The 19345-nt window shown below is 72.2% G+C and carries 15 protein-coding genes and 1 pseudogene; 6 read left to right on the top strand and 10 right to left on the bottom strand.

Annotated features, from left to right (window positions below):
* Nucleotides 1-16 precede the first annotated feature (16 nt).
* Together OG788_RS11920 and OG788_RS11925 are read right to left on the bottom strand one after the other, a co-directional pair.
* Nucleotides 17-1780 carry an FAD/NAD(P)-binding protein gene (locus OG788_RS11920; RefSeq protein WP_406370611.1) on the bottom strand — a complete coding sequence of 588 codons (1764 nt, stop codon included), beginning with the start codon at nt 1778-1780 and terminating at the stop codon, nt 17-19.
* Entirely contained in the window at nt 1777-2625 is an 849-nt protein-coding gene (locus OG788_RS11925) for an amino acid ABC transporter permease (RefSeq protein ID WP_406370613.1), read from the bottom strand. The genes OG788_RS11920 and OG788_RS11925 overlap by 4 nt, the downstream gene beginning before the upstream one ends.
* A 408-nt stretch (nt 2626-3033) precedes the next feature.
* On the opposite strand from OG788_RS11925, the gene OG788_RS11930 reads away from it, so the two are divergent.
* Nucleotides 3034-3990, top strand: a complete 957-nt coding sequence (locus tag OG788_RS11930; protein ID WP_406370615.1) for an ABC transporter substrate-binding protein — start codon at nt 3034-3036, stop codon at nt 3988-3990.
* 56 nt (nt 3991-4046) lie between these two features.
* Here OG788_RS11930 and OG788_RS11935 read toward each other — a convergent pair whose 3' ends face one another.
* The gene (locus OG788_RS11935) at nt 4047-5309 is read right to left on the bottom strand and encodes a DUF5685 family protein (protein WP_406370617.1); all 1263 of its coding nucleotides are present in this window, start codon (nt 5307-5309) and stop codon (nt 4047-4049) included.
* Nucleotides 5310-5598: 289 nt separating this feature from the next.
* Here OG788_RS11935 and OG788_RS11940 point away from each other — a divergent pair, with 289 nt between their 5' ends.
* Nucleotides 5599-6036: a cell division protein SepF gene (locus tag OG788_RS11940; protein WP_406370618.1), complete on the top strand. Its 438-nt coding sequence runs from the start codon at nt 5599-5601 to the stop codon at nt 6034-6036.
* Nucleotides 6037-6087: 51 nt separating this feature from the next.
* On the opposite strand, the gene OG788_RS11945 is transcribed toward OG788_RS11940, so the two are convergent.
* Complete coding sequence (locus OG788_RS11945) at nt 6088-7278, bottom strand: acyl-CoA dehydrogenase family protein (RefSeq protein WP_406370619.1); 1191 nt, start codon at nt 7276-7278, stop codon at nt 6088-6090.
* Nucleotides 7279-7427: 149 nt separating this feature from the next.
* Complete coding sequence (locus OG788_RS11950; protein WP_351549291.1) at nt 7428-9059, bottom strand: MFS transporter; 1632 nt, start codon at nt 9057-9059, stop codon at nt 7428-7430.
* Between the two features lie 618 nt (nt 9060-9677).
* Between OG788_RS11950 and OG788_RS11955 the strand changes: the two genes are divergently transcribed.
* Entirely contained in the window at nt 9678-10703 is a 1026-nt protein-coding gene (locus OG788_RS11955; RefSeq protein WP_406370621.1) for a phosphatase PAP2 family protein, read from the top strand.
* A gap of 166 nt (nt 10704-10869) precedes the next feature.
* On the opposite strand, the gene OG788_RS11960 is transcribed toward OG788_RS11955, so the two are convergent.
* The 4 genes from OG788_RS11960 to OG788_RS11975 all read right to left on the bottom strand — a co-directional run bounded on the left by OG788_RS11960 (nt 10870) and on the right by OG788_RS11975 (nt 14381).
* On the bottom strand, nt 10870-11085 hold the full coding sequence (locus OG788_RS11960) for an I78 family peptidase inhibitor (protein WP_351549286.1): 216 nt from the start codon (nt 11083-11085) through the stop codon (nt 10870-10872).
* Nucleotides 11086-11439: 354 nt separating this feature from the next.
* Nucleotides 11440-12441: a helix-turn-helix transcriptional regulator gene (locus OG788_RS11965; RefSeq protein ID WP_406370623.1), complete on the bottom strand. Its 1002-nt coding sequence runs from the start codon at nt 12439-12441 to the stop codon at nt 11440-11442.
* A gap of 110 nt (nt 12442-12551) precedes the next feature.
* The gene (locus OG788_RS11970; RefSeq protein WP_406370625.1) at nt 12552-13832 is read right to left on the bottom strand and encodes an ABC transporter substrate-binding protein; all 1281 of its coding nucleotides are present in this window, start codon (nt 13830-13832) and stop codon (nt 12552-12554) included.
* Between the two features lie 6 nt (nt 13833-13838).
* Nucleotides 13839-14381 (bottom strand): hypothetical protein, encoded by a 543-nt coding sequence (locus tag OG788_RS11975; protein ID WP_351549277.1) that lies wholly within the window; start codon nt 14379-14381, stop codon nt 13839-13841.
* A gap of 122 nt (nt 14382-14503) precedes the next feature.
* Between OG788_RS11975 and OG788_RS11980 the strand changes: the two are divergent.
* From OG788_RS11980 to OG788_RS11990, 3 genes and pseudogenes are all read left to right on the top strand, one after another.
* Nucleotides 14504-14977, top strand: a pseudogene (locus tag OG788_RS11980) (hypothetical protein); the annotation flags it as partial.
* Between the two features lie 104 nt (nt 14978-15081).
* Nucleotides 15082-18090, top strand: a complete 3009-nt coding sequence (locus OG788_RS11985) for an ABC transporter permease subunit (RefSeq protein ID WP_406370628.1) — start codon at nt 15082-15084, stop codon at nt 18088-18090.
* On the top strand, nt 18087-18758 hold the full coding sequence (locus OG788_RS11990; RefSeq protein ID WP_406370630.1) for an ATP-binding cassette domain-containing protein: 672 nt from the start codon (nt 18087-18089) through the stop codon (nt 18756-18758). The genes OG788_RS11985 and OG788_RS11990 overlap by 4 nt, the downstream gene beginning before the upstream one ends.
* Here OG788_RS11990 and OG788_RS11995 read toward each other — a convergent pair.
* Complete coding sequence (locus OG788_RS11995; protein ID WP_406370632.1) at nt 18748-19344, bottom strand: transglycosylase family protein; 597 nt, start codon at nt 19342-19344, stop codon at nt 18748-18750. The two genes, OG788_RS11990 and OG788_RS11995, sit on opposite strands and share 11 nt — an antisense overlap.
* Nucleotide 19345: the final 1 nt, after the last annotated feature.

Raw genomic sequence — 19345 nt, forward strand, 5'->3', positions numbered from 1 at the left:
GGATGCCGGAGGGGCTTCAGGCCGCGACGCGACAGGACAGCGCCCGCAGGAACGTGAGCGCGGCGCGCGCCGTCGCGTCGTTCTGCCGGAAGGCCGGGCCGCCGGTACGCGGCCTGGTGAAGGCGCCCGAGCCCCGGGCATCGGTGTGCGGGCCGAGGGCGAAGCGCCGGGGGTGCGGGGCCCCGGAACGCTCCAGGACACGCCCGTCGGCGGGGTCGACGGCGAGCAGTCCCTCGGGCGTCGCGGCGGCCCCGTCCGCGTACAGCTCGCGCAGGAGTGCGTCCCGGGTGCGCTCGACGGTGGGGTGCGGCAGCCGGGCCTCGACGAGCGCCCGGGCCTCGACCGTCGCGCCGGGCACGGTCGCGCTGCCCGCCCGGAAGACCCCGTCCTCGGCGGTGACGGTCATGTCCGCGCCGATGAACCGCAGGACTCCGGCCCGCGACAGGGCGAGCATCCGGCGCAGCCGGGGGCCGGGCGGCCCCGACGCCACGCAGCTGAAGAAGCCGTGCCACCACGGGCCGACGTCACCGAGCCGGACCAGCTGTCCGTAGACCGAGAGCAACCCGAGGAAGACGGCCAGGTCCGGGCTGCGCGAGGCATCATGACGTCTTCTCAGGTCTTCCTCGATGTACGTCCGCAGTCCGTCCTGGAGATCGTCGTACGAGGCGTGGCGCACCCCGTCCAGCGGACGGTCGAGCGCGGTGAGGTCGAGGTGGTCGGCCGGGTCGGGCACGGCGGACGCGACCAGGGCCTGGATCTCGGCACCTGAAACGGCGGCGTACTTCTCCTCGAAGTCGCTCCAGGCGACCCGGGTGCGCTCGGGGTGTGCCGTGAACAGACGGTGGTAGTGCGCGAACCCCAGCTCCTTCTCGATCAGTGGCCACACATCCCGCCGGAAGTCGAACCTCTCGGGGCGCGCGAGAAGCGCGTCGACCTCGGCGGGCCCGAAGAACCGTGGCAGCGGGGGCCGTTCACCCTCCAGGCCGTAGCCGATCTTGGAGTGGTAGGGGACCCCGCGCCGGGAGCCGACGTACAGGATCGGCTCCCGCCCGGACGGCAGGTAGCCGTCGCCCTCGTACCGCCCGCCGCGCCCTTCGGTGAGCAGCACCATCAGGTCGACGAAGGCGAGCCCGAACCCGCGGACCAGGACGGGTTCACCGGGCGCGAGCGCCGACAGGTCGCTGTCGGCGGTGAAGTCCGGCGGCAGGTGGACCAGCCCGTGCTCCGTCGCGTACGCGGCCAACCTGCTCTGTTCGGGGTCGAGTTCGGCGTCGAGGTGGCCGATCGTCAGTACGACGAGGTCGGTGAGGAGCGGGCGGGGGCGGCCCTCCAGCCACACCTGCTGGCGGCCTTCGCGGGGTCCGCTCACCCGCAGCGCGCGGCACGCGTGACGGTGCACCCTGATGCCGGGAGGCAGGGCGGCCACGGCACGCTCGTACACCCACCGCAGGTAGGCGCCCTGTCGGGGCCGGTCCGCGAAGGTGCGCCCGTCGAGACCCGCCCACGCGTCGAGCGTGGGGCCTTCGAGCACGGGCCCGGCCATGTCGACCGTCTCGTCGGTGAACATCGTGACGTCCTGCGCCTCGGAGTTCATCCACAGCAGCGGTGACTGCTCTTCGCGCCAGAGGCGTCCGGCGCCCGGCGGATACGGGTCCACGACATGGATGTCGAGCCCCGAACCGCCGTACAGCTCGGCCGCGTTGGCCGCGATCCGCTCCAGGAGACCGGTCCCCCGCGGACCGGCTCCGACGATCACCAGTGACGGGCGTCCGGCGGTCATCGGGTGCGCTCCGAACCGCGCGCATAGTGCTTCTCGACGTAGTACTGGCCGACGCCGAGGACCGAGGTGACGATGACGTACCAGAGGGTGGCCACCATCAGGAGCGGCATGACCTGGTAGGTGCGGTGATAGACGAGCTGTACCGAGTAGAGCAGGTCCTGCACGGCGATCACGCTGACGATGGAGGTGCCCTTGAGGGTGCCGATCAGCATGTTCCCGGCCGGCGGCACGATGGAGCGCATCGCCTGCGGCAGCACGATCCGCCACCAGCGGCGCCACCGGCTCAGGCCCAGAGCCTGCGCGGCCTCTATCTGCCCACGGTCGACGGAGAGGATGCCGCCGCGCACCACCTCGGCGGCATAGGCGGCTTCGTGCAGGGTGAGGCCGACGACGGCGACGGTCACGGGGCCGAGCAGGTCGACGGTGCGCACACCGAGGATCTGCGGGTACAGCGCCCCGATGTTGAACCAGAACAGCAGCTGGACCAGGATCGGCATCGACCTGAAGAGCCAGACGTATCCCCAACTCACCGTCCGCAGAACGGGGTTGCTGGACAGCCGGAACGCGGCGAGCAGGGTGCCGAGGGCGAAGCCGAGCGCCATCACGACCGCGGTCAGCCAGAGGGTGAGCCACAGTCCGCGCAGCACGGAGGCGGAGGTGAAGTACTCGCCGACGACGTCCCACTGGAACGCGTCATTGCGTACTACGGAGTTGAGGGCGAGCCCGAGCAGGACCAGCACCGCGACGGCGGCGGTCCACAGGCCGGGACGGCGCCGCGGGACGATGCGCAGGGAGGCCGCTTCGTCCGGCGCGGCGGCGACCTTGGTGAGGGTGTCGGAGGACATGCGAGGGCTCCGTGATGCGTCGAGTCGAACACGGGTGCCTTCACACAGGCCAGACGGGCGCCCGGGAGCGCCGTACGGCCGAGCCCCTCAGCAGGGCCGTGACACGAGAGTACGGGGCCGTTTCCCCTCGATGTCAAGGCTGTCCACACTGTGAGCCTTACGTCTCAAGTCAGTTGACGCACAAACGGATGCCTGTTCCACTTGGCCCATGCATTCGCAGCAGTGGCTGGTCAAGCGCTCCCACATCGACTTCGGTCGCGTGTGGTCCTCCTCCTGTTGAGCTGACCCCCTGCGCGCCCGTCCGTGACGGGCGCCTTCCGCGTTTTCTCCTCTTCCCCACGCCTTCACACGCGCACCCCTCCCCTCCCTTGCGCCTCTTCACCCCCTGCCTTCAGGAGACCGCACACCATGCGTACGTTCTCGCGTACCCGAAACAGGCATTTTGCGTCCTTTGCCCTGCTCACGTCCGTGACCCTGCTGGTCACCGCGTGCGGCTCCGGTACGGACGACGCGGCCGGCGGAAGCACAGCGCAGGCCGCGGCGCGGGCCGACAAGATTCCCACCCAGGACGTCGTCTCGCCGATCCGCAAGGATGCCTCCGCCGCCAAGTTGCTGCCGCCCGGCACCCGTTCGCTGAATGTGGCGATCAGCGTGTCCGGCTCACCGCCCGGTACCTCCTACCTGGCCGACGGCAAGACGCTGACCGGGCAGGACGTCGACTTCGCGGACGCCGTGGCCAAGACCCTCGGCATCGAGCTGAAACACGAGTCCGCGAGCTTCGAGGCGATCCTGCCGGCCCTCGACAGCGGCAAATACGACTTCGGGGCCAGCAACTTCGGTGTCACCGACGAACGCCGCAGGACCATCGACTTCGTCACCTACGTCAACGACGGCCAGGGCTTCGCCACGCGTACGGACAGCAAGCTCTCGAAGATCACCGAGCTCCGGCAGCTGTGCGGGCTGAACGTCGCGACCGCGGCCGGTACGACGTTCGAGGCGACGCTGGAGGCGAACAAGAAGGTCTGCTCGGAGGCCGGCGAGAAGGCGTACAAGGTGCAGACGTACAGCGAGCAGGGTGCCATATGGTCCTCGCTGCAACAGGGCCGCAGCGATGTCGTGATGAGCACCATCAACGGCCTGCGCTACGCCGTCGCCCACCAGCAGGGGGTCAAGTTCCTCAACGAGTTCCACCGCCTCGACGTGGGCTTCGCCTTCAAGAAGGGCAGCGCGCTGACGCCCGCGTTCCGGGCCGCGGTGAACAGGCTCATCGCCGACGGGACGTACGAGAAGATCCTCGCCAAGTGGGGCACGAAGGGCTCGGCCATCCCGACGTCACGGATCTCCCCGCCGGAGCTGAAGGACTGATCGCGCTCCCCCGGCCCGCTCGGAGCACCCCGGACCGGAGTGCTCCGAGCTCGCGGTCACAGACCGCAGTCACAACACGAGCAGCACTCACAGCACTCGCAGCACTTGCACGCCTCGCAGCAACCGCAGTCGCAGTCACAGTTGTTCAGGCACCCTTCGCGCTTCTTGCGCGACCACGGTCCCTCGTACTCGTCGGCGCAGCACACCTTGCAGGTGCAGCACAGCCCGATGGCGGCGGCGCAGCCGGCCCAGAATCCGCGCTTGCCCGGGGCCGGCGGCTGGACGGAGGGCCCGCCGCCGAAGGGGTTGCCGCCACCGACGTACGGATTGCCGCCGTGCTGAGGCGGCGGCCCGAAGGAGCCCTCGGGCCCGAGCAGAACCGCCACGCCCGGCGAGCCGAGGGAATCGGGCGCGTCGAGAGAGCCGTCCGCCCGGTGCGACGCGCCCGGCGTGTGCCCGCACCCCGACGTCCCGAACGCGCGGTCCACCGACCGGCCCAGTTCGTGGGCGAGCAGCACGTGCGCCAGCCGGCTGTCGGTGAACTCGGCCTCCCGCAGGGCGAGCCGTATACCGTGCAGCGCGTCGTCGGCGAGCCGGCGGGCCTCGGTGAGCGGGGTACCGGTGGCCGTCAGCGGATTCCAGGCACCCGCCGCGGCGTCGGTCTCCCGGTCCTCCACGGCGTCCAGCAGATGCGCGAGCCGTCCGAAGAGCCGCCCGGCCTCGGCCAGCGGCGCGGCGTTGCCGGGACGGCCCGCGAGGACGGCGGTGTGCGCGAACGCCGCGGCGGTGGCGGTCTCGGTGGGCTCGGTGACGGTCAGGATCGGCGTTCCGGGCCCGGCCAGCGCCTCGATCCCGAGCTGCCGGTCCACCGCGTCGACGAGCACGGCCGTGTCGAATCCGACGTCGGATCCCGTACGCGCCCCGGCCCTGCCCCAGCTCGCGGCCACCCGGCGCGCCGCGACCGCCACCGGCCTGCGGGCCAGCAGGCCGTCCCCGTCGGCGACATGGTCGCGCACCTTCGCCGAGGCGAGCACCAGCGAGACGGCGGCGGCGAGCCGCGCGCCCTCGCCCTGCGCGACGGAGGCGGTCCGCATGCCGCGCAGCGGACACGGCCCGGCGGTGCGCCGCCATCCCGTCGCGCGCTCGGCCTGAGCCTCCGTCAAAACCGATATCAGCAGGCCGTCATAGTTCGTGACGACCCGCGCGAACTGGCCGTGGTCCCCGCGCAGTGCGAGGCAAAGCCCGCACAAATGCGCCATCCACTGCGTCTTGAGCCCTTCACCGAGACGGTGACTGCATGGCCTCACGATTCCGAACACGACACTCCCCCGTGACACGTACGACGTTGAGCTGCGGCATCGTATCGACCGTTCCGTTCACCCGTACGCACCGCCCGTCACCCGATCGCCGTGAGAAATCATATTTCACTCTCAGTCAGCAGCCGTACCCCGTACGACCCTTGGGAGACGCGGGCTCTCGACGGATTCGCTGTGCACCAGTACCGTCACGAAACCCCCGCGCGGCGTCTATCCACTTGGCGCGACATCCGCATCATGGACGACCATGGGGATGCGGAAGCACGAAAGACCGCTGTGAGAGGAGGCGTCCATGGGATCGGTGCGCAAGGCGAGTGCCTGGCTTGGCCTCGTCGACGACAACGATGACGAGCGTTACTACGACGACGACTACGCCGAGGGTCAGGAGTCCGGCGATGCCTGGGTCACCGACCCGCGCGTGAAGGTTGCTTCCGAGACGGCGGAGGAGAAGGGCCGCCGGATCGGCACGGTCACCCCGGACAGCTTCCGGGACGCACGCGGTATCGGCGAACTCTTCCGGGACGGCGTCCCGGTGATCATCAACCTCACGGCTATGGAGCCCGCCGACGCCAAGCGCGTGGTGGACTTCGCGGCCGGCCTGACCTTCGGCCTGCGCGGCACCATCGAGCGGGTCGCGACCCGGGTCTTCCTGTTGACCCCGGCCAACACGGAGATCGTCAGCGGCGAGGCCGCGAGCCGTCAGACGGACGGCTTCTTCAACCAGAGCTGAGGCAGGGCCGCTCACCGGCCCTGCCTTCCCGGGGCTTCACGAGCGGGGCCTTCACCTGAAGGCGTCGAGCCCGGTGAGCGCCTTGCCCAGCACGAGCTGATGCATCTCGACGGTGCCTTCGTACGTCAGCACCGACTCGAGGTTCGTGGCGTGCCGCATCACGGGGTACTCCAGCGAGATGCCGTTGGCGCCGAGAATGGTGCGCGAGGTACGGCAGATCTCGATGGCCTCCCGTACGTTGTTGAGCTTGCCGAAGCTGACCTGCTCGGGACGGAGCCGTCCCGCGTCCATACGGCGGCCCAGGTGGTGGGCGAGCAGGATCCCCTTGTGCAGTTCGACGGCCATGTCGGCGAGTTTGGCCTGGGTGAGCTGGAAACCGCCGATGGGGCGTCCGAACTGCTCCCGCGTCTTCGCGTACGCGACGGCGGACTCGAAACTGGAGCGTGCCGCGCCCATCGCGCCCCACACGATCCCGTACCGCGCGTGCGAGAGGCAGCCGAGCGGACCCTTGAGGCCGACGACGTCGGGCAGGACGGCGTCGGCGGGCAGCCGGACGTCGTCGAGGACCAGCTCACTGGTCACGCTCGCCCGCAGTGACCACTTGTGCTTGATCTCGGGGGCGGAGAATCCGGGTGCGTCGGTGGGCACCACGAATCCGCGGATGCCGTCGTCGGTCTGCGCCCAGACGACGGCGACTCCGGCGACGGAACCGTTGGTGATCCACATCTTGCGGCCGTTGAGGACCCAGTCCCCGCCGTCGCGCTTGGCGTGCGTCCGCATCGAGCCGGGGTCGGAGCCGTGGTCGGGCTCGGTCAGTCCGAAGCACCCGATGACCTCTCCGGAGGCCATGCGCGGCAGCCAGGCCAGCCTCTGCTCCTCGCTGCCGAACCGGTGGATGGCGTACATGGCGAGGGAGCCCTGGACCGAGACGAGCGAACGGATCCCGGAGTCGGCCGCTTCGAGCTCCAGACAGGCGAGGCCGTACTGCACGGCGCTGGCCCCCGCGCACCCGTATCCCTCGAGCGACATGCCGAGGGCGCCGATGCCGCCCAGTTCCCGCGCCAGCTCCCGGATCCCGGGCAGCTCGCCCTTCTCGTACCAGTCGGCGACGTACGGCAGCACCCGGTCCGCGGCCCAGGTCCGCACGGTGTCGCGGATCGCCAGGTCCTCCGCGTCGAGCAGGTCGTCGATCCCGAGCGGATCGGCGGGGTCGAAGGGCGGGAGCTTCGAGGACGCGGACATACGACAGCCTCCGGCAAGGTGATAACTAGCACCGCTAGTTAAGGATCTCGACCCGACGTTACGACGCAGTGTCCCGCAAGTCCAGGGAGGCTCCGGGACTGCCGTGTGGATCATGCCGCGGACGCGGGGGCCGGCGGACCCGTCGGCTCCTAGGCGGAGACGCGGGTCTCGGCGACGTCCCGGGGGGCCGGGATCCCGGCCGGGCCGGACTTCACGTCCGGGGCGGAGTCCGTCGCGGGTGCCGAGCAGTCCATGACCCGCGGCAATCGCAGCGCCATCACGGCGCCCAGCAGCAACAGCACGGCGCTCACCAGCAGCGTCACGTGCAGTCCGTGCACGAAGGAGTCCCGGGCCGCCTGCCGCAGGGCGCCGCCGGAGGTCCCGCCGAGCCGGTCGGCGACTTCGTACGCCTCCCCCAGCGAATGCCCCGCCGCCTCCGAATCGGCCGCCGGGACACCGGGGACGGAGGACAGACCGGGCGCGTACGCCGCGTTCATCACGCTGCCCAGCAGCGCGATCCCTATCCCCGCGCCCAGCTGGTACGAGGTCTCGCCGATCGCCGCGGCCCCGCCGGACTGCTCCTGCGGCGCCTCGCTCAGCATGGACTCGTACGCCCCGAAGAGCGTGGTCTCCAGACCGAAGCCGAGCAGTACGAAGCCGAAGAGCAGCAGCCCGGTGTTGTCGTTGCCGCCCATCGCGGTGAGCGTGACCACGGCGGCCGCGGTGAGACAGAAGCCGAAGCAGACCATCGCGCGCGGCCCGAACCGCCGCAGCAGCTTCGCTCCCGCGAGGCCGGCGGCCATCGCCGCGAAGGTGAGCGGCAACAGCCGCAGCCCGGTCTGGAGCGGTGACAGGCCGAGCACGAGCTGCAGGTACTGCGCGGCGATCAGTTCGAGGCCCACCAGGGCGAGCATGGCGAGGACGATGCATCCCACCGAGGTGCTGAACGCGGGACGCGCGAACATCCGCAGGTCCACCAGTGGATGCGTGCGCCGCCGCTGACGCCGTACGAAGCCGGCCATCAGCGCACCGCCGATGAGCAGCGGTCCCAGGGTGAAGGGGCTGAAGGGCGCCTCACCGCCACCGAGGCGCTTCACGCCGAGGACGAGGCCGAACAGACCGGCGGCGGCCATCAGCGCGCCGACCACGTCCCAGGGACCGTCGCGGTCACCGCGGGACTCGGGCAGCAGGAGCCGTCCGACCGGCAGGCTGACGATCATCAGCGGGATGTTGATGAGGAAGACCGATCCCCACCAGAAGTGTTCGAGGAGGAAGCCTCCGAGCAGCGGTCCGACCGCCGCGCCGACGGCCGCGACCGCGCTCCAGATGCCGATCGCGAGCGCCCGTTCACGCCGGTCGGGAAAGACCTGGCGCAGGATCGACAGCGTGGCGGGCATGATCATCGCGCCGCCGACGCCGAGCAGGGCGCGGGCGCCGATCAGGACCTGGGCGTTCTCGGCGAGGGCCGCGATGCCGGAGGCGACGCCGAAGAGGGCGTATCCGAGGAGGAGGACCCGCCGTCGGCCCACGCGGTCACCGAGTGTGCCGAAGAGGATGAGGAGCGAGGCGCAGACGAGCGGATAGACGTCGACGATCCAGAGCAGTTCTATCGCGCCGGGCTTCAGGTCCTCGGTGACGGCGGGCACCGCGACGTGGAGCACGGTGGCGTCGACGGCGACCAGCAGCAGGCTGACGCACAGAACGACGAGAACGACCCAGCGGTTGGCACCGGCCCCGGTCTCCCGACGGCATCGCGCAGCGGCCGTGGTCGTCCCGGACATGTACGTACCTCCAGAGGTTCCCTCGCGATCGGCGGATCCGCAGGGTGGGGACTCCCTGGGGCTGCGGCCCGAAGAGCGAATCCCGGACCCACGCAACAAAGGCGAGTGAGCCGTCAGCGTACGCGAGTTCCCGCCGATGACACGTGGCGGACCTCTCACGTTCTCCCGGCAGGGCGTGTGGCGTACGCCACGCTCCCCCGGACCTCGTCACACCCTGCGAGGCCTCCCCCGCCGCGCGTCACCCGCTCTCCCACGGGTGACGGGGGTACCTCGTTCGTGGGAGATCACCGGCGGGAAGGAAGCGCGCCCCGGGCGGGCGGCGCGCGTGTGCGGCGGCACGCCCTCGGCATGATCATCGCGCCGACCTGCGGCGCCGGTCGGCACCGCAGGTCGGCCGGTGAGCGGCCGGACAATTCCACACCATCATTCGGTGAACGAATGCATAAGCGCCATAAAACCGAAGGCGCGAAAGATCAATGGAATTGAAGGCTCCGCGCGTCGGGGATTTGAGATTCATTGGAAATAAACATGATCCTGAGAGGAATCCCACATCACATCGTCATCACAAACCGAGCGAATCGGCCTGGAACGCAGCTCACTCGCTGTAACGTCGATTGGGTGCGTACCGAACGAAACCTCACCCGTCTTCAACGGGTCTTCGCCCGGCTGGACCGTGAGCCCGAACGGCCGGCCAACATCGATGTGCCGAAGATGACCAGGCACAGGGTTGTCCTCTTCACGGCGACCCTGGCCTTCTACCTGGCGATCGTGTGGGCCGTGGCGATCACGTCGTGGCTGGTCCGGTTCGACTGGCAGGTCATGTTCTTCCGGCCCTACCAGCAGTGGCCGGAGATCCACGCGTTCCTGGACTACTACGTGGTGCTCGGCCAGCGCGGCCCCACCGCCGTGATGGTCGCCGCCTGGCTGGGCTGGCGCTCCTGGCGGCAGCACACGCTGCGCCCGCTGCTCACCCTGGGCGCGTCCCTGCTGCTCCTCAACGTCACGGTCGGCGCCGCGAAGCTCGGCATGGGCCGCCTCGGCCCGCACTACGCGATCACGATCGGCTCGAACGAAATGGGCCTGGGCGGCGATATATTCCCTTCGGGCCACACCGCCAATGCCGTCGTGACCTGGGGAATTCTGGCCTATCTGGCGTCGACCCCGAGGGCCAGACGCTGGCTCTCCGCCCTGTCCGCCGTGACCTCCCTCGGTGTCGGCCTCACCACCGTGTACCTGGGTACCCACTGGCTGAGCGATGTCCTGCTGGGCTGGGCCGCGGGCCTGCTGATCCTGCTGGCGCTGCCCTGGTGCGAGCCGCTGATCGCCCGCGCCGAGGCCTGGATCTTCGCGCTGCGCGACCTCGTGCGCTCCCGCCGCGGCGCTGCGGCGCCCGCACCCGCACCGGCACCCGCGCCGGTCGGCGCACCCGTCATGGCCACGCGGCCCGCCACGGTGGACGGCGAGGTGCCGGCCCGCGAGACGGTCGCCTCGCGCCCGAGCAGAGCCCCCGCCCACCTGGCCCCGGGCCTGCACAATGCCCGCTCGGAGCGCACCCCGGTGACACCGGTGGGCAGCCGCCGCCCGCCGCACGCGGCCCGCGCGGCCACGACCGCCTCGGCCCGCCCCCTGGCGGGCGGCGGCTGAGAGCTGCGGGGCCGGTACGCACAACCTCTCCCCGCACCGCGAAGGCCCCGGCTCATCGAGCCGGGGCCTTCGCACGTTCCTGTCCCGGCGCCTCTCGCGTCCCGGTGCCTCTCACGCTCGGCGCACCGGCGCCACACCGGACGCACCGCCTGCCGCGGCCGGGCGCTCAGCCCTTCCAGCAGCGCGTCACCGTGCCGTCCGTGACCTCGAAGTTCAGCCGCCCCACGAGGTATTCCATCGTGATGATCGCACCGGGCGGCAGCGAGCGCACCGAGGACCAGCCGTGCTCCCGCGCGCGCTCCTCGGCGGTGCTCACCTCCAGCCCGACATAGCTCTCCGGACTGTCCTGCGGCTCTGTGCTGGAGGGGTGAATAGGTGCCATGACCGCCACGGTAGGCGGCGCGCCCCGGCGGTGGAAGCCCGACCGGCGACAAGGAGTCACCTATCCTCCGCCGGTCACGCTTCTGTCACAGGATCACGACACGCGTTTCGCCGAACTCCGTCACACGTATGAGGGGTTCCCTACGTGTTCCGCACGCCTTCGAACGTAATTCGGATCCATCGCGAGAGCGTCCCGGATAGCCGTGGGGAATGCGCGGATCCGTGCGGCCGTGGCGCCTTTCCATTCCCGCGCGCCCCGATTCCGCCGCGTGACCCGGAAGCTGACGCCGCATAAGAAATACACGGTTCCGGCACAGAACCGCCGCACTGCATCCGTCGGCTCCCGGGGTGGCCACTACGGCATCGCGGCCGTGCTCGGCTCCGCCCGAGAACCCTGTCTCTCCAGTGCCCGGGACAGCCGGTCCCGGGCCGTTCCGATCGCGTCTGCGAGCTCGGCGGGTTCGATGATCTCGAACTCGAATCCCATCAGCATCACGTGAATGACCATGACGTCGAGGCTCGCCGCCCCGGTGCGCAGAATGCAGCTGTCCTCCCCGGAGGCCTCGAGGGTGCCGGCCGAGGGTGAGATCCGCGCGGCGGCCTCCTCCAGCGGCACCAGCAGCCGGACGACGGCGTTCGTGGCGTAGGCGCGCGTGGAGACGCCCTGGGAGACGTACGCGGCCAGATCCTCCGCCGGTGGCGTGCGGGGCGTGAAGCGCGGTCCGTGCGGCGGCGTCGGAGTGACGCGGTCGGCCCGGAACGTACGCCAGTCGTCACGGTCGACGTCCCAGGCGACCAGGTACCAGCGACGCTCGGTGCACACCAGCCGGTACGGCTCGACGGTGCGGCGCGTCGAGGAGCCACCGTGGTCGCGGTACTCGAAACGCAGCCGCTCGCTGTCGCGACAGGCGTTGGCCAGCTCGGTGAGCACGGCGGGGTCCACGGCGGAGGGCTGCGGACCGCGCAGCATCGGCACGGTGAAGGCGTTCAGGGCTCCGACCCGGCGCCGCAGCCGGCTCGGCAGGACCTGCTCCAGCTTGGCGAGGGCGCGCACGGAGGACTCCCCGATGCCGTCGATGCCCTGCCCGGCCGCCGTGCGCAGTCCGACGGCCACGGCGACCGCCTCGTCGTCTTCCAGGAGCAGCGGCGGCAGCTCGGCCCCCGCGCCGAGCTGGTAGCCGCCTCCCGTGCCCGGGCTCGCGTTGACGGGATAGCCCAGCTCGCGCAGCCGGTCCACGTCGCGGCGGACCGTGCGCGGGGTGACGCCCAGCCGCCCGGCGAGGTCCGCGCCCGACCATTCGCGGTGGGCCTGCAGCAGTGAGAGCAGGCGCAGCAGTCGTGCGGATGTCTCCAACATGCTCGCGAGTCTGCCAGCCCTTGCGGACAGCGACTGTCCGCAAGGACGCCCGCTGCCGGGCGGCTCCGACGCCGGGCCCTTCGCCTCCCCGCGGCGAGCGGGACAGCGGTTCACGGCCGGTAGGCGATCTGCGGCACGTCGAAGCAGGTCGCGTTCATGTCCCCCTGGGAGACCCAGCCCCGGCCGTCGCGCCAGCGAGCCACCGAGAGGCAGGCCCGACGCGTCTTCGGCGGGTTCGGCAGCCGCTCGTACGTGACCGGAATCAGCAGCCCGCCCGCGCTGTAGGGCTCGCCCCGGTTCATGAACGCGTCGACGCACCCGCGCGTGACGCCGGCCCGCGCACACGCCCTCGCCGCGTCCGTGAACCACCGCGCCGCAGCCCACCCCTCCAGCTGCCACTGCGAATGCGTCTTCAGTCCCGCGGTCGCGTCACGGAACTCCCGTACGGCGGGATCGCCGACGTCCTCGTAGTCGCGGCTCGACCCCGTGGCCCACAGCGCGTTGCGGCAGCGCGGTGCGTCCTTGTAGTCCTCGGGCACGGTGGACGTCCAGTTCTGGACGTTGGTGACCTTGGCGGTGACCTGGGCGCCGACGTCGTCCATGGCCTTGCACAGCTGGGCGTTGCCGTGGGTGTCGATGGCGTCGAAGACGAGATCGGCGCCCTGTTCCTTCAGGTCGGCCGCGGCGGCACGGAAGTTGGGCAGCGCGAAGTCGACCTGTTCGGTGACGACCCGGTAGCCGTCGGCCCTGAGCCCCTGGGTGACCAGCCGGGCGTAGGCGGCGGAGGCGGACTGGTTGTAGGAGACGACGGCGGCCGTACGGGCGCCGTGGACGCGCTTGAAGTAGCGGTAGACCTCGGTGCCGCCGTACAGCTTGCCGTCCCAGCCGGGCGTGCCGTCGCGCGGCGCGAGGCTGCCGTAGATCCCGTACAGGTGCGGATAGGTGTCGTACGCCGGTCCGATGGGCTGGCCGCCGATGTCGGGCACGCGCGCGTGGGACACCCGGGAGGCGCCCGCGTAGTCGAGTGCGGTGGTGGCGACGAGGGCGACGACCTTGTCCTCGTCGATCAGCCGGTGCACGCACTCGTTGTTGCCGACGCCGCTGCCGCCGTCGTCGCACAGCCGCACCTCGACCCGCCGCCCGTCGATGCCGCCCCGGGCGTTGAGCCGGTCGAAGTACGCCTTCGCCCCGTCACGCGGCCCGGTGAAGGCGGAGCCGCCGACGGGGCTGGTGGCGCTGCTGATGACGCCGACGCGGATCGGCTCGGCGCTTCCCGGGGACGGGGGCGTGGCGCGGTCCTCGAAGTCGCTCTCGGGGAGCCGGCTGCCGCAGGCCGTGCCCAGCAGGAGCGCCAGGCACGCGACGGCGGCCCCGGCCGCTGTGCGCCGCACCGCCGCTCAGCAGCCCGGGGCAGCGCTCGAGGATGCGTCGCCGCTCAGCTGGACCAGCGCGCAGAGCGTGTTGACGGAGACCTTCCAGGTGCCGCCCTGCTCGACGGCCGTCCCCGAGGCGTTCGGCAGGGCCGTGGCGCCCTTCAGGGTCAGCGTGTAGGTGACGTTCGCGTCGGTCGGCGAGGTGAACTCGACCTTCTCGACCTTCGCCTTCACCTGCTGACCACGCTGGTCGCCGTTGAAGCCCTGGAGCACCTGTGCCATCTGATCACCGTTCTCCAGAACGGCCTGCTTGTCCTTCGTGGAGACTGCCGGGTCGAAGAACTTCTCCCAGTTCTGCTTGATCTCCTGCTCGGCCGCCGCCGGGTCGGACGGGGCCGTGGCGCTGGGCTGCGCGCTGGTCGACTGATCGACGGAGGGTGTGGGCGGAGCCGTACTCGCGCCGCCGCTGTCGTCGCTGCATGCCGTGAGGGCCGCGGCGAGGACGAGAACCGCCGTCGCCGCCACTCCCCGCGCGGTCCCCCGCCTGAGGTCGCTCCCGAGAACCATCTGGCTCACCACCGGGTGTCGGTCCGGGCCATCCGCGCCCGGTGCTTTCAGGGTCAGCTTCCAGAGGGCATAGTGCAAGCCATCGGCTGACATGGACAGATACACGACGTGTGGGAGTCCGGATGCGGACAGCTCGACTGCGGACCGTGCACCCCGTCCTGTGGGCCGGCTGGGCCGCGCTCGCCGCCGGGGCGGTGCTGTGTGTCATCGGCTGGTACGGCATCTCCGGTGAGCGGTACGCGGAACGTCAGCTGCCCTATCTCGCCTCCTGCACCGTGCCCGGAGCCGCGCTGATCATCGCCGGCGCGGTGCTGCTGACACACGGCAGGAACGCGCTGGCGGCGGCCCGCGTCGAGGAGCTGTACGGGCTGCTGGTGGCCGCCGGGTCCGTCGACGCCGAGGAATCCGGGCGGGCGGTGGCCGCTCCTCTCGCCGTGAGCGGCGACCTCCTCATGGTGCCCGGCGGCACCCTGTACCACCGCGCGGACTGCCCCCTGGTCGCCGGGAAACCGGAGGCCGTGCCGGCCGACTCGCGCGTCCTGGCGAGCGGAGACCTCGGGCCTTGCCCCATCTGCGAACCGGACGACGCCGACGAGCCCGATGCCGAGGGGCACGGGCGGCCCGCCGCCGCCCAGGGTGGGCCACCCCTCACAGAACGCCCGTCCGACCCCGAGCGAGCGCCCACCGATCCGGACGACTGATGTCCTCGCTGACGTACGACCTCACCCTCGCCGGTCTCTCGGTCGGCAGCGCCGCCGCGCTCACCGGGATCGGGCTGATCGTCACCTACCGCGCCACCGGCGTGCTCAACTTCGCGCACGGCGCGATCGCGATGGTGTGCGCGTATCTGCTGCGCCAGTTCACGGTCGAGTGGGGCTGGCCGCTCGCGCTCGGCGCCTCGGTGACGCTGCTGCTGGTGGCCCCGGCCATCGGCATGGCCCTGGAGCGCTTCGTGTTCCGGCCGCTGTCCGTCCTCGGCGGTGACCCGGCGCAGACCCTCGTCGCGTCCATCGGTGTCTTCGTGCTGCTGGTCGGCGGGGCGGCTCTGGTGTGGGGCACCGGGGCCCAGTCGGACGCGCCGACGCTGGTGTCGGCGGATCCGTGGGGGCAGCTCGCGGTGGCGGTGTCGCTGGCCCTGGGCGTGGGCGCGGTGACCCGCTGGACCCGCTTCGGCACGGAGCTGCGAGCCGTCGTCGACGACCGCTCGCTGTCCGTGCTCGGCGGTATCGACGCGGACCGGGTGGCCGCGGCGGGCTGGGCCTTCGGCTCGTTCACGGCGGGCCTGACGGGCGTGCTCCTCGCGCCGTACGTACGGCTGGACCCGTACGGCATGCCGCTGCTCGTCATGGAGGTCATGGCGGTCGCGGTGGCCGCCCGGATGCGCAGTCTCCCGGTGGCCGTCGTCGTCGCCCTGGGCATCGGCGTCGCGCAGAGCCAGCTCACCCGGTTGCACCCCTCGGGGTGGGCGGAACCGCTGCTCCAGGCGGTCGGCGCCAACCTCTTCGTGGTCGCGCTGCTGGTCGCCGCGCTCGTCCTGCCCGGCATCGGCTCCCGCGACGCGCTCCCGCGCACGGCGCCTGCGCGCGTGTCGACGCCGCCCGGGGCCTGGGCCGTGGCCGTGGTCCTGTTCCTGCTGCCCCTCGGACTCGCGGGCTCCGACCTGCACACCTCGGTCCAGGTGCCCGCGCTCGGTGTCGTCCTGCTGTCCCTCGTCGTGGTCACCGGCCGCGGCGGCCAGATCTCACTGGGGCAGGCCGCGTACGCCGGTCTGGGCGCCCTCTTCACCGCGCTGCTGGCGGCGGGCCGCTTCCCGGGTCTGCCCCGGCTGCCGGAACTGGCCGCGCTGGCGGTGGCCGTGCTCCTGGTGGCCCCGCTCGGTGTGCTCACCGGATGGCCGGCCATCAGACGGCACGGTCTGGCGCTCGCGGTGGCCACCTTCGCGGTGGGCGTGGGCGTCAGCCGCTTCGTCTTCGCCCAGCCGTACGCGGTGGCCGGCCTGTCCCTTGGCCGTCCCGCCGGGTTCGACGGCGACCGCGCGTACTACGTCCTCGAACTCGTCCTGCTGGCGGCCGCGTTGCTCGCGGCGCACACGCTGCGCCGGGGCCGGACGGGCCGCGCCCTGGCCGCCATGCGTGACCACGAGGCGGGCGCGTCGGCGGCGGGCGTCCGCGTCCCGGCCCTGAAACTGACCGCGTTCGTCGCGGGGGCCGCGCTGGCCGCGCTGGGCGGCGGCATGCTCGGCATGGGCCTGCGCGCCTTCGACGCCACCGCCTACGACCCCGTCCGCGGTCTGCTCTGGTTCGCGGCGGTCGTCGTGCTCGGCGCCGACAGTGTTCTCGGGGCGCTCGTCGCCGCGGCGCTGCTGGTCGGGCTCGACGCGGGGGCTCGCGGCGGGGTGGCGGCGGCGCTGATCGGTGTCCTCGCCGTCCTGGTCGGCCGCTTCCCCGAGGGCCCCTACGAGGCCATGCGCGCGGCGACGTCCCGGCTCCGGCTCCGCCGCGGGGCGACCCTGACCCCGCTGGGCGCGCGCGTCCGCCGGAACCTGCGCCCGGCGGTGGAGGGGCGGCCCGCGGCCCTCGTGCGGCAAGCGGCCACGGGGGCCACGGCTCCGGCCGACGTGGGCCGGAGGGAGCCGAGCCCCTCCGGGCGACCGCGCCCCGGCTCCCCCACCCCGACCGGCTCCTTCCCCTCGCCCACCCCACCCGGCTCGCCCGCCTTGCCCGCCCCACCCGCCTCCCGCCGTCCGGGCGAGGATGCCCACGGGCCGGGGAGCGCGTCGGACCCGCGGCGTCCGGTACGCGGTGCGCACCCGGCACGGCAGCCGCGACCCGGCCGCCCGTCCCGCCCGGGACCGGCGTCCCCGGCGCCGGACGCCGGTCCTCCTCCCGCGGTACCGGCGGGGCCGCCCGGCCGCCCGGCGCGTGCCGAACCCCCGGCTCCCTCCGGGGCGGCCGAGTCTCCTGACCGCCCCGGCGTGACGGGGCCGGCGGCGGACGGCACCGGCCGCCCCGCCCGGACTCCGCCGCCCCCGCTGACCGCCCGTCGGCTCCACGTCGCCTACGGCGGGTTCACCGCTCTCGACGGGGTCTCGCTCGACATCCCGCCGGGGCGGGTCACCGCGGTCGTGGGACCCAACGGCGCCGGGAAGACCACCCTCTTCCACTGTCTCGCGGGGACGCTGCGGCCCTCGGGCGGACGGGTGCTCCTCGGCGGGCGGGACATCACCCGTCTCGCGGCGCACGCGCGGACACGGCTGGGGATCGCGCGGACCTTCCAACAGCTGGCGGTCTTCCCGTCGCTGACCGTGGCCGAGAACGTGCGCGTCGGCGCCGAGCAGGGGCGGATCGCCGATCCGGGGGCGGTGGAGCGGGCGTTGCGCCTGTTCGAGCTGGACGGGCCGGTGCGGTCGCTGCCCGCGGCGGGACTGCCGACCGGGACGCTCCGGCGCGTCGAACTGGCCCGGGCGCTCGCCGGAAGCCCCCGGGTGCTGCTGCTCGACGAACCCGCGGCCGGTCTCGACACCGGCGAGGTGACCGCGCTGGCCCGCGTGCTGCGGGCGCTGGCCGCTGAGGGCATGGCCCTCCTGGTCGTCGAGCACGATCTCGATCTGGTCGCCGACCTGGCCCACACCGTCCACGTCATGACGGCCGGACGGATCGTCACCTCGGGGCCCGCCGACCGTGTCCTGGACACGAGGACCGGCGGATGAGCGGCATCGCCCTGCGCCACGCGCGCGTGCGCTACGGCCCCCTGGAGGCCCTGCACGGCGTGACCGTGGTCGCCCCCGGCCCCGGCCTCACCGTCCTGCTGGGCCGCAACGGCTCCGGGCGTACGACCGTGCTGCGCGCTCTCGCCGGGACCGTGCCGCTGTCCGCGGGCGCCGTCGTCTGGGACGGCGCCGACGTGACGCGCGTGCCCGCGTTCGAGCGCGCCCGGCGCGGACTGTGCCTCGTCCCGGAACGCCGGGCCGTGTTCGGTTCGCTGACCGTCCGCGAGAACCTGGAGCTCGCGGCGGGCGACATCACGGCCGCCCTGGACGCCTATCCGCACCTGGCGCCGCTCCTCACCCGCCGCGCCGGGACCCTCTCCGGGGGCGAACAGCGCATGCTCGCCCTCTCCCGCGCCCTGCTGGCACGCGCGCGCGTGGTGCTCGTCGACGAACCCGCGCAGGGCATGTCGCCGACGGTCGCGGCCCGGACGTACGAGTTGCTCGGCGCTCTCGACGCGTGCGTGGTGGTCGCCGAGCAGCGCATGCCGCCGGGGCTGCGCGCGCGGCCGGGCCGGACGACGTTCGTCCATGAACTGCGCCGTGGCGCCGTCGTGTTCAGCGGAGAAGCGGCCGAGGCGGCCCGGAGAGGGGCGCGGCCTACGGGATGACGAGCTGGGTGCCCGGCTTGAGCCGGTCCGGGCTGGTACCGATCTTCTTCGTGTTGGCCTGGTAGAGAGCCTGCCAGCCGCCCTTGATGCGGTACTTGCGGGCGATCGACGAGAGTGTCTCGCCGGTCTTCACCACATGGAAGCGGATCTCCAGTCCGTACTTCTTGGAACAGGCGGGCCAGGCACCCCACCCCTGGACGGCCAGCACCTTCTTGGCGACCTTGATCTGCTCCGCGCGGGTGGCGAGATCGGCGCGGGGTGCGTAGGCGAGCCCCCCGAACTCCTTCCAGGTGGGCTGCCAGAACTGGAGCCCCCCGTAGTAGCCGTTCCCGGTGTTCAGGTGCCAGCGTCCGCTGCTCTCGCACTCGGCGAGACAGCCCCAGGGCCACTCGTCGTCCGCGCAGTCGTAGGACACTCCGGCCGTCCGGGGGCCGGGAAGCGCGGATCGCGGCACGGCGGCCGCGGCCTGGGGAACGAGGGCGGTCAGTAAGGCGGCGACCACGGCCGCGTACCGGACGTGTCCGCCCGGCGAACCGGGCACGGTCCATGTGGTCGGCAGGGTCCGGCTGGTCGGCATGAAAGGCATC

It is taken from the genome of Streptomyces sp. NBC_00647 (assembly GCF_045207245.1).
Lineage (GTDB): Bacteria > Actinomycetota > Actinomycetes > Streptomycetales > Streptomycetaceae > Streptomyces.